Origin of the sequence: Nonomuraea sp. NPDC049714 (assembly GCF_044465295.1) — a bacterium.
Classification (GTDB): Bacteria; Actinomycetota; Actinomycetes; order Streptosporangiales; family Streptosporangiaceae; genus Nonomuraea.
Window position 1 is genome coordinate 53,967 of sequence record NZ_JBITLM010000016.1, and the last position, 12,570, is coordinate 66,536.

The following is a 12,570-nucleotide window of genomic DNA, read 5'->3' on the forward strand; positions in this document are numbered from 1 at the left end:
CTGCTGTCACCTCTACCTCTGGTCTCTTCTGGGTGCGGGTCCCTGGTGCTGGGGTCCGCCGTGCGGTGGTCCGGGGTGCGGCGGTCCGTCGTGCCGCGGGCCTGCGTTCTGCTGGACCTGGTTCGCCGATTCCGGCCTGTCGGTGCTGGTCAGCGCGATGCCGAAGGCGACAACGCCCAGCGTGCAGGCGATCGCTCGAAGATTGTTCGCCGGAGTCCAGGAGGCCACGAACATCGACCACTCGGCCGCGCCCTCGGGCGTGGTGGGATCGACCGCCGCGAGCCGGTCGTTCTGCGGGACGTTGACGGCGATGGTGATCATCGCGCCCACGAGGTAGAGCACGGAACCGTTCAGCGACCACCACCTGCCCGGGCCGTCCCGGACCAGGCCGAGCACCGCGAGCGCCAGGCAGACCAGGCCGGTGCCCATGAAGATCAGCATGAAGGGCGGGTTGTAGATCTCGACGTTGACCACGTTCATCGTGGCGGCGCCCTGACCGGCCGGCATGCGCTCCAACGAGCCCATCACCGAATTTCCGTAGGCGAAGAACACACCGCCCATCAGTGCGGAGCCGGTGAGCGCCGCAAGGGTGAGGATCCTGGTGAGGGTCATGCCGACCACACCCCGGTTCGCACGGTGCTTCGCGCCCAGCCGGTGAAGTCGCGCGGTTTCCGGCCGAGCACCTCCCGCACGCCGTCGGAGACGTACTCGGAGCGATGGTTGCGGGTCACCGCGAACAGGTCGCGGAGGGCCCCGGCCTCGGCTTGGGATGCGCCGTACCCGACCATCTCGGCGACATGCTCCTCGGGTTCGAGAGCGACATACCGGATCTGCCGGCCGGTCGCGGCGGAGAGCTCGGCCGCGACCTCGGCCAGGGTGAGGGTTTGCGGACCGGAGAGCGAGTACGTCTCGCCCGTGTGCTTCTCGTCCAGCAGCGCGGTCTCCGTGTTAGCGCTGCAGCCGTACGGGATCGGCCGTTCCGCTGCGGCGGACGATCCAGGCCTCGGTGATGTGCTGGAACATCGCCTCGGCGGCGCCGTCGGGATCGCGCGCGGCGATGCGTTCGTAGATGCGGCGGTGGCCGAGGTTCGACGCCACGCACAGGGCCCGCTCGGTCCGGCCCAGATACCGGGCGGTGTTGACGACCTGGCCTTCCAGTGACCGTACGACGCCACGAGCGATGCGGTTGCCCGACGCCCGCATGATGGTGTCGTGGAAGGCGCGGTCGCTCTCGGCGTACGTGACCGGGTCGTCCACGAGCTCGTCCATCTGATCCACCAGTGCGCGTAGCTGATCCATGGTGTCCGTCCCGGCCAGGCGGGCGGCGACGTTGGCCATGTCGGACTCCAGCACGCGCCGCGTGACGACGAGGTCGTCGAGGATCGCCAGGCTCTCGTCCTCGGCGATGGTCGCGGTGAGGACGAGCTCGTCGAGCATGTCCCACGTCGCCGGTGGGGTGACCATGGTGCCGGAGCCCTGGCGGACCTGTACCAGCCCTTTCTCCTGCAGGATCTTCACTGCCTCCCGCACGACGGTGCGGCTCACGGAGAAGGCCTCGCACAGCGCGGGCTCAGGGGGCAACGGTGTCCCCGGCGGGTGCACACCGCGCACGATGCGCTCCACCAACTCGGCGGTCACCGCTCTGGCGAGACTTGCCGGGCGGCGTACCCAGACCGGTGGCACCGGGCCACTGCCGGCCGTTTCCTGCGATGCCGTCATGTCGCCTCCGGTGGCCTGGCAAGTGACAGCGTCACCGCGCCAGTATACGCGAGACCCCTTGTCGTCAGACGTCATACGAATTACGTTTGGTCGCAGACGGCCGGATCCGGCGGCCGCCCCCGGAAAGCGGGCAGCGATGAAGCATCGAGCGTTATGGTCGGCCTTGATGGCCGCGGTACTGGCCGTGGCCGGCTGTGGAAGCGCGACCCGGACGGGCTCCCCGTCCGGAGACTCACAGCAGAAGCTCGTGGTCTGGGACTGGAAGTCCGGTGAACCGGCCGCCGCGGCCTACGTCGAGAAGGCGAAGGCGGACTTCGCGAAGCGGCATCCGGGGGTCACCGTCGAGTTCGTCGCCCAGCCGTTCGACCAGTACTACACCCTGCTCGGCACGGCGATCCAGTCGAACAAGGCGCCCGACGTCATGCTCTTCAACGGGGGTGGGCAGATCCGTGACCGAGCCGACGCGCTCCTTCCACTGGACCGGTACGTGGCCGAGGACAGGAGCCGGCTGGCGGGCTGGGACGCGTTCAGCAAGGACGGCAAGGTCTACGCCGCACCGGTGACCTTGCAGGGGCACCCGATCTACTACAACAAGACGCTCTACGAAGCGGCCGGCCTCGACCCGGCTGACCCACCCAAGACCTGGAACGAGTTCGTCAGCGGCTGCGCCGCCATCAAGAAGGCGACCGGGGCCACCTGCTTCGCGCTCGGAAACAAGGAAGGCATCGGAATCCAGTTCTTCCTGTCGGGCCTCGGATCAGGAGTCCTCACACCTCGGGAGTACGACGACTGGATCGCCGGAAAACGCGACTGGACCTCTCCTCACGTGCGGCGGATCTTCGAGCTGTGGAAGGACGCCGGCGACCAAGGGCTGAACAACGACGGTGCCAACTCCACCGCGATGTTCACCGACATCTTCAGAGTCTTCGAGACCGGTAAGGCCGCTCACATCATCGGGCTGATATCGGACATCGGGCACTGGAAAGACTTCGGAGAGTTCCTGCCGCCCGAAAAGATCGGCGTCATGCGGGCCCCGGTCGTCACCGACGGAGCCACCCCGAGCCTTCCGTATGACGGCGGCATCGGCTACGCGGTCGCGAAGGGGACGAAGGCCCCCGGACTGGCCGCCGATCTGGTGCGAGCCCTGACCTCGACCGACGCCTTGACGGCGTTCTACGCCGAGGCCGGCGCGATCGCGTCCGACACGACGATCGATGTCTCGCAGGCCGGCCCGGCCGCCACCACGATCACCTCCGAGATCAAGACCGGCAGGCCCGCCCTGCACGTGGCGCTGTCCTCCAAGACTCTGGACGTGATGGGAAGGCTGTCCCAGCAGCTCCTGAGCGGGTCGGTCACGGTGGACGAAGCCGTGGAGCAACTGGCCGCCTCCGACCGGGTGGGCTGACCGCGTGCCGATCGGAGGCCCCTCGCCGTTGGCCCGGCCGACCGGCTCAGGGCGGGCCGGCGGAGTGAGCGTGAAGCAACAAGCCCGTACGGCAGCCCGGCCGTCCCCCCGCGCGGTGCGCGCCGAGCGCATCGCGCCTTACGTCCTGGTGGCCCCGGCCGTACTGATCATCGTCGCGCTGCGACTGTGGCCGCTGGCCTTGGGGATCAACTTCTCCTTCACGGGTGATGGCGAGTTCAACGGAACCTTCGTCGGGACGAGCAACTACCTGGAGCTGGCCGGCGACCCGTTGTTCCACACCTCGCTGCGCAACGTCGGGCTGCTCGTGCTGCTGCTTCCCCTGGCGGTGGCGATTCCGGGTCTGCTCGCGACCTTCATCTATCTGCGTGTGCCGGGTCACCGGGTCTACCGCAGCGTCTATTTCTTCCCGGCCGTGCTCTCACCGGTGATCGTCGGCGCGATCTTCAACCTCATGCTCGGGTACGACGGCCCGTTGAACTCCGTCCTCGCGGCGATCGGCGCCGGCCCCGTCGACTGGCTGGGCGATCCGGGCATCGCCATGTTCACGGTGGTCGGCGTGCACATATGGGCGACGTTCGGGATGGCCCTGGTGGTGTTCCTCGCGGGGTTCAGCACCCTGGACGCCTCGCTGCTGGACGCCGCCCGCGTGGACGGTGCGTCACTCCGCCAGATCATCTGGCACGTGATCATCCCGAGCCTGACCCGTACCATTCAGTTCGTCTTCGTGACGACGATGATCGGAATGCTGACATCCATGTTCGGCCTGCTCTTCGTCATGACCAGCGGGGGCCCAGAGGGGTCCACCTACCTGCCGGAGTATTACATCTGGCACCAGCAGGGACAGATGAACCGGCCGGCGCTCGCCTCGGCGGCCTCGACGGTTCTCTTCGTCGTCATGCTCGTGGTGGGGCTCCTGCAGATCACCCTGCTCCGTCGCGCCGGGAGGCAGGACTGATGCCCGGGGCGCGTCTGGCCAGGTGGGTGGCCGCCGTTCCGATGGCCGGTCTCGCGCTGGCGACGATCTATCCTCTCGGGTTCACCGCCAACGTCGCGATGAAGACCCGTCGGGACTACATCCTCGACCGGTTCTCTCCGGCGGGTTCTCTGCGGTGGGACAACCTCGCCGAGGCGTGGGCCGGCGCCGGAATGGCGCGGTACTTCGTCAACTCGTTCATCGTGGTTGCGTGCGCCGTGGCCCTGCTGCTGCTGTTGGGGTCGATGGCGGGCTTCGCGCTGGCTCAGCTGCGGTTCCGCGGTTCCTCGGTGATCTTCCTGGGTTGTCTCGCGGGGCTGTTCATCCCGTTCCAGGTGATCATGGTCCCGCTCGCCAGGGTCATGGCCGACAGCGGGCTCATCGACACCTATCCGGGACTGATCCTGGCCTACGTCGCTCAGTTCCTCCCGTTCACCGTCTTCCTGATGACAAGTCACTACAGGACCATTCCGGCGGAGATCGTCGACGCGGCCAGGATCGACGGCAACACGGTGTACGGCGTGTACCGGCGGATCATGCTCCCGCTGGGCGTTCCGGCGCTGCTGTCGGTCGGCATTCTCGACACCCTGTTCTGCTGGAACGACGTGCTCATCGCCCTGCTCATGATGCCGTCGCCGGAGCATCGCACCCTCATGATCGGGGTCAACGCGCTGCGCGGGCAGTATTCCGACGACATCCCCATCTTCGCCTCGGGGGTCCTGATCGCCGCGGTGCCCGTGCTGATGATCTATCTGTTCCTCCAGCGCCAGATCACCGACGGCGTCACCGCCGGTTCCACGAAGGGTTGACATGCGGATCACTGGTTATCGCACCATGACGACGGTCCAGGAATGGGGCCGTCCCGTCGGTGACGTCAACGGTGTCATCGCCGACGGAGTCGTCCCGGTGCCGCTCGTCATGGTGGACACCGACGAGGGGATCACCGGCATCGGCCTCGGGCCGCACGTGGAGATCGAGACGATCTTCGCCGCTATCGAGGGCGAGGATCCGCGCGGCGTGACGGCGCTCTACGACCGCATGCTGCGGCGGACCTTCAAGGCGGGCCACGCCGGCGCCGTGTTCGGCACGATCGGCGCACTCGACACCGCCCTGTGGGACATCAAGGCGCAGGCGGTCGGTGAGCCGCTCTGGCGCCTGCTCGGCGGGCGCGACCGGGGGGTGCCCGCCTACGCCTCCGGCCTCGACATCGGCCTGACTGACGACGAACTCGTCTCGATCTACCAGGTCTACGCCCGGCACGGTCTGCGTGCGGCCAAGATCAAGGGCGGCCTCGACATCGAACGCGACCGGCACCGCCTCACGCTGGTACGGGAGGTCCTGACCGAGGCAGGGCGCGGAGCGCGGCCGGGCCTGATGCTCGACGTGAACGAGGCCTGGACCCGCAAGCAGGCGGTTCGGCACGTCTGCGAGCTCGAACGCACGCTGGATCTCACGTGGATCGAGGAGCCGGTACGGCGGTGGGACGCCGATGGCCTGGCCGCGGTCGGTCGCGGGATCCGCGCCTCCGTCGCCACGGGGGAGAACCTCACCGGGCTCGAGCAGTTCCGTCCGCTGCTGGCCGCGGAGGCCGTGGACATCGTCCAGACGGCTGTCGTCTGGGGGGTGTCCCACTTCCTCCGGGTGTCCGCGCTGGCGCACGCCCATGACCTGCCGGTCAGCCCGATCGGCGCCACGCCCGTCGCGCTGCTGCACGCCGCGACGTCGGTGCCGAACCACATGGCCAGCGAGTTGCAGGATCTGCGCCCGCCGCTCGGACTGTCGCTCGACCTGTACGTCGAGGACGGCGCGTTCATCCTCGGCGACTCGCCAGGGCTGGGCATCACGGTCGATGAGCAGGCGATCCACGCGTTCGTCCGCCGGCCGGACGCCAGGACGGCCGAGGGCCCCCACATCCGGCCGGAGCACGCCGGACGACGGCTGTTGGCGGTCGCCAACTGCTCCTCCGCAACGCGGTCTCCGGGATGAGCCGAAGCCTTACGCGGCTGACGCCCGCCGTCGCCCGTGCCCGGATCAGTGGGACGAGAAGAAGAGGCGCTGCTGGATCTCCCTGCGGTAGTCGTCGAGGGTGTTGTCGATGTGCGTGGCCGCGGCTTGGGCGGCCGCTTCGGGGTCGCCGGCGCGGATGGCCTGGTAGATGGCGTCGTGCTCCTCCACCGCCTTGGCGGCGTGCTCGCCCACCGAGCCGCGCAGGCCGATGAGGCTCGACTGCGCCTGCAGCCTACGGGCCTCCCGCACGGCGACCTGGAGGAACATGTTGTGCGAGGCGACGGCGATCGCGGTGTGAAAGGCGTCGTCGCCCTCGTTGAACAGTTCCTCGCGTCCGGTCTCGAAGCCGTGGCGGCACAGGCCGGCCGCTTCTTCGATCGCCCTCAGCTCGGCAGGGGTGGCACGCCGGGCGGCCAGGCGGCTGGTCTCCATCTCCTGCGCCCGGCGGAACTCGAACAGCATGTAGACGTGGTCGAGGTCGGTCGGGAGGAAGAAGGACCCCCAGCGCCCGGTGCCGAGCATCCCCTCGTCGTCGGCCACGTACAAGCCGCGGCCCTTCTGGGCGCGTACCCGGCCGAGCGCGGAGAGGATCTTCACCGCCTCGCGCACCACGGTGCGGCTGGTGCCCAGTTGCTGGGCCAGCTCGTTCTCGGTCGGCATGCGGTCACCTGGACGCAGGCCGAGCCTGAGGATCAATTCCAGCACCTGCTCGGCGGCTACCTCGTAGCCCGGCCGGTATCCGCTCTCGCGGGAGGCCTCAGTCACCGTGCTTCCTCCTCACCGTTCCCTGCAAGAGTATGACTGATGGGCTAACCCTCCCCGCCACAGTGCCGTCCGATGAGTACGATACATATGAACGGTTCATTCGAGGCTGTCGGCGCGGACGTGCGCGGTCATCGATATTGTTGCTGGTGAAGGCATAAATCAGCTGGCCATGGCCGTACTCTCGGTGCGCGAATCGCAAAATAAGCAGGCTTAAAGGCTTGACGGCTTTCCCTGCTCCGAAGGTAATGGGTAGCGAGTCCGGCGATCCCCGACCGCTCCACCCCGCCAAGGCGTCACCTGCCTGAGGATCACGGCGTGACCTGGCCATACGCCTACCCCCCCGAAGGAACGACTGTGCCCTTACCTCCGCCCGTCACGATGCTGAGACCGATCCTGATCGGCATCGTCACCGCCGCGCTGGCCGCGGCGTTCGCCCTCGTCGCCCCCGCCACCCCGGCCCTCGCGGCCACCACGACCCTGTACGCGTCACCCGCCGGCACCGGCACCGCCTGCACCTCCACCCAGCCGTGCTCGCCGGCCGCGGCGCAGACGGCGGTACGTTCGCTGAACGCCGGGATGTCCGGTGACATCGTCGTGGAGTTGGCCGGCGGGGTGTACCGGCTGTCCTCGCCGCTCCGGCTGACCGCCGCCGACTCCGGGAACAACGGCTACTCCGTCAGATGGCAGGCCGCGGCAGGGGCCGTCCCGGTCATCAGCGGAGCCAGGGCGATCACCGGATGGACCGTGGCCGACTCGGGAAAGAACATCTGGCGCGCCAACGTCGGGGCCGGGATCGACACCCGGCAGTTGTACGTCGACGGTGCGCTCGCCACCCGGGCGCGCACCGCCGTCAACCGGTCCGACTTCACCGCGAGCAGCACCGGGATGAGATTCACCAGCGGCGCGCTGAGCTATCTGAACAACCTCGCTGACCAGGACCGGGTGGAGATGGAGAGCGTCGGCTCCTTCACGGACCGGTACGCGCCGGTGCAGAGCATCAGCGGAAACCTCATCACGATGCGGCAGCCCGCCTGGAACAACAACAACTTCGGGTACGACACCTTCACCAGCCCGCACCGGGCGGGGCCGCTCCACCTGGTCAACGCCTACGAGTTTCTCGACTCGCCGGGGGAGTGGTACCTCGACCCCGCGGCGGGCGCGCTGTCCTACATCCCGCTCACCGGGCAGAACATGGGCAACGTCAGCGTGGAGCTGCCGGTGCTCCAGTCGCTGGTGCACGTGGGGGGAACCTATGACGCGCCCGCGCACCACATCACGTTCAGCGGGATCACCTTCACCGGCACGAGCTGGCTCGGCCCCAGCGGCGACCAGGGCTACGTGGACCAGCAGACCGGCGCCTACATAGCGGGCAACTGGAGCTGGCCCGCCTTCACTTCGTGTCACCAGGGCTGCCGGCAGTTCGAGGCGACCCGGCCGAACTGGTACCAGATGCCGGCCGCCGTGCAGGTCTCCGCGGCGAACACCATCACCTTCACCGACTCGCGCTTCGTCAACCTGGGACAGACGGCCATCGGCATCGGCAACGACGCCAACGCGCACGCCGGCGGTGTCGGCCTGGGCGCCGCCGACATCACGGTCACCCGGTCGGAGATCGCCCACAGCTCGGCCGGCGGCATCGTGGTCGGCGGCGTGCGCGCGGACGCACACCACCCGAGTGACCAGCGGATGGTCAACCGGAACATCATCGTCAGCGACAACCGCATCCACGACCTCGGCCTGAACCACCGAGGCGTCGTCTCGGTCCTGACCACCTACGTCACCAACACCGACGTGTCCCACAACGAGGTCTACAACATGCCCTACACCGGCATGTCGATCGGATACGGCTGGGGCGCCAACGAGCCGGGCGGCAGCACCCACTACGCCGACCGCGGCCTGTACGACTTCCAGCCGCGCTACACCACGCCCACCACCGCCTCCGGCAACCGGCTCATCGGCAACTACGTGCACGACGTCATGCAGCAGATGACCGACGGCGGCTGCATCTACACGCTGTCGTGGAACCCGGGCGCGGTGATCAACGACAACCACTGCCTGCGCACCAACGGCTGGTTCGGCATCTACTTCGACGAGGGCTCGCGGCACTACACCGTCAGGAACAACGTGCTGTCGAACACCGGCACCTGGGCCACCGCCAACTACTGGTACGGCGAGAACATGGGCGACTTCACCGTCACCGGCAACTGGTCGACCAACGGCAGCACCAACATTACCAACGGCGACCGCGGCAACGTGGTGAACAACAACGTCACCGTCACCAACGGCGCCTGGCCGGCCGGCGCCCAGGCCGTGATCGCGGCCGCCGGGCCCCAGGGCCGGCCTCCAGGGAGCACGAGCGCGCTGCGGGGTGTGGGGTCGGGACGGTGCCTGGACGTCAGCGGCGCCTCGCAGGCCAACGGCGCGCAGGCGCAGGTCTGGGACTGCAACGGGCAGCCCAACCAGCGGTGGACCGCCACCAGCGCCGGTGAGCTGCGGGTCTACGGCGGCAAGTGCCTGGACGTGAACGCGGCCGGGACCGCGGACGGCACCGCGGTGATCATCTGGGACTGCAACGGCCAGAACAACCAGAAGTGGCGCCTCAACGCCGACGGCAGCATCACCGCCATCGGTGCGAACAAGTGCCTGGACGTCAACGGCACCGGCACCGCCAACGGCACCAAAGTGCACATCTGGACCTGCCACGGCGGCGCCAACCAGAAGTGGACCCGCGCCTGACACTGTCCGCCTGATGACGGGCCCCCTCTCCCACCGTGGCCAGAGGCGGCACTCCTCTGGCCACGAGGCAGCATCCCTGGCGCCCTGCCCTGACCGGTCTTCCTTTGCAGGAGGGAACACTCATGTCCCGACGTCCGTGGCTCACCTTGCTGACCACGATGGCGCTCATCACTTCCGGAGCACTCACGCTCGCCGCCTCCCCGGCGAACGCCCTCGACATCCCGCCGTCCGACTACCAGCAGGTGTCTCTCGCGTCGGGTGGCGCTGAACTGGGTGAGGCGATGTCGCTGGCCGTGATGCCGGACCGGTCGGTGGTGCACACGGCGCGCGACGGCACGCTGCGTGTCACCGATGCCAACGGCAACACGAAGGTGGCCGGCAGGCTCAACGTCTACACCCACGACGAGGAGGGCCTGCAGGGAGTGGCGGTCGACCCCGGCTTCGCGTCGAACCGGTACCTCTGGATCTACTACTCCCCGCGGCTGAGCACGCCGAACGGTGATGCGCCCAGCACCGGCACGCAGGCCCAGTTCGACCAGTGGAAGGGCGAGCTGTACCTGTCCCGGTTCACCCTCAAGGCGGACGACACTCTCGACATGACCAGCGAGAAGGTGGTCCTCCGGGTCCAGAACGACCGCGGCCAGTGCTGTCACGTGGGCGGGGACATCGACTTCGACGCCGCCGGCAACTTATATCTGACCACCGGCGACGACACCAACCCGTTCGAGTCGAGCGGATACTCCCCGCTGGACGAGCGGACCAACCGCAACCCACAGTTCGACGCCCAGCGCTCGGCCGCCAACACCAACGACCTGCGTGGCAAGCTCCTGCGCATCAAACCGCAGCCTGACGGCACCTACACGATCCCCGGCGGCAACCTGTTCCCGCCAGGGACGGCGAAGACCCGGCCGGAGATCTACGCGATGGGCCTCCGCAACCCGTTCCGGATGAGCGTGGACAAGGCGACCGGCATCGTCTACCTCGGCGACTACGGGCCGGACGCGGGTGTGACCAGCTCCAGCCGCGGGCCGAGCGGGCAGGTGGAGTTCGACCGCATCACCGGTCCGGGCAACTACGGATGGCCGTACTGCACGGGCACGAACACCACCGGCGAGACCTACAACGAATGGAACTTCGCCACCAACAGCACCGGTCCGAAGTACGACTGCGCGGGCGGCCCGGCCAACAACTCCTTCCGTAACACCGGCCTGACCACGCTGCCTCCGGCGAAGCCGGCGTGGATCCGGTACGCGGGGGACGCCGGAAGCCCACCGGAGTTCGGCTCCGGGTCGGAGTCGCCGATGGGCGGCCCCGTCTACCGTTACGATCCCGGCCTGAACTCGGCCGTCAAGTTCCCCCAGGCGCTCGACGGGCGATACTTCGCCGGTGAATACGGCCGGCGCTGGATCAAGGCGATCGAGGTCAAGCCGGACGGCGCCCACGGGGAGATCTCGGCGTTCCCCTGGTCGGGGACGCAGGTGATGGACATGGCCTTCGGTCCTGACGGGGCCCTGTACGTCCTCGACTACGGCACCGGGAACAACAACCAGGCGCTGTATCGCATCGAGTACATCGGCGACGCCAACCGCAATCCGATCGCCCAGGCGTCCGCCGACAAGACGTCGGGACCGGCTCCGCTGGCGGTGAACTTCTCCTCGGCGGGCAGCTCGGATCCGGAGGGCGGCGCGCTGACCTACGCGTGGAACTTCGGCGACGGCACCACCTCCACGGCAGCGAATCCGAGCAAGACCTACACCACGAACGGCGCCTACACGGTGACGCTCACGGTCCGGGATCCGCAGGGTCTCACCGGCACGGCGAGCGTGATCGTGACCGTCGGCAACACCGCACCGACGGTCAGCCTCACCACCCCTGCCGACGGGCAACCGTTCTCCTTCGGCGACACCGTGCCCTTCCAGGTCACCGTCAGCGACCCGGAGGACGGCACGGTCGACTGCGACGAGGTCACCGTCGCCTACTTCCTCGGCCACGACAGCCACCGCCACCAGATCACCTCCAAGACCGGCTGCTCGGGCTCCATCTCGGTGCCGGTCGACGGTGAGCACGACGCCGCGGCCAACATCTACGGCGTCTTCGAGGCCTCCTACACCGACCAGGGCGGTCTGACCTCCACCAGCGCCCGTACGCTCCAGCCGCGGCACCGGCAGGCGGAGCACTTCGGTGCCCAGCAGGGCATCCAGAGTGCCGACCACGCCACCGCGGAAGGCGGCAAGACGGTCGGCTTCACCGATGACGGCGATTGGATCTCCTTCCAGCCGTACCACCTGGGCGACGCGACGAGGATCACCGCCCGGGTGTCCTCGGACGGCGCGGGCGGCAGGATCGAGGTGCGGGCGGGCTCGGCGACAGGCACACTGCTGGGAACGGCGAACGTGGCGAGCACCGGCGGCTGGGACACCTTCACCGACGTCTCGGCCAACCTCAGCGGCGCCCCGGCCGGCACGACGACGCTGTATCTGGTCTTCCGCGGCCCGACCGGACAAGGTCACCTGTTCGACCTGGACGCCTTCACCTTCGACACCGGCACCCCGCCCTCGGGGAGCACGAGTGCGTTCACGGGTGTGGGATCGGGGCGATGCCTGGACGTCAACGGCGCCTCGCAGGCCAACGGCGCGCAGGCGCAGATCTGGGACTGCAACGGGCAGCCCAACCAGCAGTGGACCGCCACCAGCGTCGGTGAGCTGCGGGTCTACGGCGGCAAGTGCCTGGACGTGAACGCGGCCGGGACCGCGGACGGCACCGCGGTGATCATCTGGGACTGCAACGGCCAGAACAACCAGAAGTGGCGCCTCAACGCCGACGGCAGCATCACCGCCATCGGCGCGAACAAGTGCCTGGACGTCAACGGCACCGCCAACGGCACCAAGGCGCGCATCTGGACCTGCACCGGAGGAACCAACCAGCGCTGGACCCGCGTCTGAAA

Annotated in this window: 10 protein-coding genes; 6 read left to right on the forward strand and 4 right to left on the reverse strand. The window is 68.4% G+C overall.

The genetic code is table 11. The annotated features are described in order from the left end of the window. Nucleotides 1-12: 12 nt before the first annotated feature. The 3 genes from ACIBQX_RS43200 to ACIBQX_RS43210 all read right to left on the reverse strand — a co-directional run bounded on the left by ACIBQX_RS43200 (nt 13) and on the right by ACIBQX_RS43210 (nt 1,719). Nucleotides 13-612 carry a DUF1772 domain-containing protein gene (locus ACIBQX_RS43200; protein WP_397015252.1) on the reverse strand — a complete coding sequence of 200 codons (600 nt, stop codon included), beginning with the start codon at nt 610-612 and terminating at the stop codon, nt 13-15. Further along, a complete protein-coding gene (locus tag ACIBQX_RS43205) occupies nt 609-788 on the reverse strand; it encodes a hypothetical protein (RefSeq protein WP_397015254.1) in 180 nt (59 codons plus the stop codon). The genes ACIBQX_RS43200 and ACIBQX_RS43205 overlap by 4 nt, the downstream gene beginning before the upstream one ends. Before the next feature lie 160 nt (nt 789-948). Further along, nucleotides 949-1,719, reverse strand: coding sequence for a FadR/GntR family transcriptional regulator (locus tag ACIBQX_RS43210; protein WP_397015256.1), 771 nt, complete (start codon nt 1,717-1,719; stop codon nt 949-951). 166 nt (nt 1,720-1,885) lie between these two features. Here ACIBQX_RS43210 and ACIBQX_RS43215 point away from each other — a divergent pair, with 166 nt between their 5' ends. The 4 genes from ACIBQX_RS43215 to ACIBQX_RS43230 all read left to right on the forward strand — a co-directional run bounded on the left by ACIBQX_RS43215 (nt 1,886) and on the right by ACIBQX_RS43230 (nt 6,104). Beyond that, entirely contained in the window at nt 1,886-3,124 is a 1,239-nt protein-coding gene (locus ACIBQX_RS43215; protein ID WP_397015258.1) for an ABC transporter substrate-binding protein, read from the forward strand. 70 nt (nt 3,125-3,194) lie between these two features. Beyond that, complete coding sequence (locus ACIBQX_RS43220; protein ID WP_397015260.1) at nt 3,195-4,100, forward strand: carbohydrate ABC transporter permease; 906 nt, start codon at nt 3,195-3,197, stop codon at nt 4,098-4,100. After that, nucleotides 4,100-4,927: a carbohydrate ABC transporter permease gene (locus ACIBQX_RS43225; RefSeq protein WP_397015262.1), complete on the forward strand. Its 828-nt coding sequence runs from the start codon at nt 4,100-4,102 to the stop codon at nt 4,925-4,927. The genes ACIBQX_RS43220 and ACIBQX_RS43225 overlap by 1 nt, the downstream gene beginning before the upstream one ends. 1 nt (nt 4,928) lies before the next feature. Further along, a complete protein-coding gene (locus tag ACIBQX_RS43230; RefSeq protein WP_397015264.1) occupies nt 4,929-6,104 on the forward strand; it encodes a mandelate racemase/muconate lactonizing enzyme family protein in 1,176 nt (391 codons plus the stop codon). A 45-nt stretch (nt 6,105-6,149) separates the two neighbouring features. Here ACIBQX_RS43230 and ACIBQX_RS43235 read toward each other — a convergent pair whose 3' ends face one another. Then, nucleotides 6,150-6,890 carry a FadR/GntR family transcriptional regulator gene (locus ACIBQX_RS43235; RefSeq protein ID WP_397015266.1) on the reverse strand — a complete coding sequence of 247 codons (741 nt, stop codon included), beginning with the start codon at nt 6,888-6,890 and terminating at the stop codon, nt 6,150-6,152. A 378-nt stretch (nt 6,891-7,268) separates the two neighbouring features. On the opposite strand from ACIBQX_RS43235, the gene ACIBQX_RS43240 reads away from it, so the two are divergent. Continuing rightward, nucleotides 7,269-9,626, forward strand: a complete 2,358-nt coding sequence (locus tag ACIBQX_RS43240) for a ricin-type beta-trefoil lectin domain protein (RefSeq protein ID WP_397015268.1) — start codon at nt 7,269-7,271, stop codon at nt 9,624-9,626. A 122-nt stretch (nt 9,627-9,748) separates the two neighbouring features. Beyond that, complete coding sequence (locus ACIBQX_RS43245) at nt 9,749-12,568, forward strand: PQQ-dependent sugar dehydrogenase (protein WP_397015270.1); 2,820 nt, start codon at nt 9,749-9,751, stop codon at nt 12,566-12,568. The last annotated feature ends 2 nt before the right edge of the window (nt 12,569-12,570 follow it).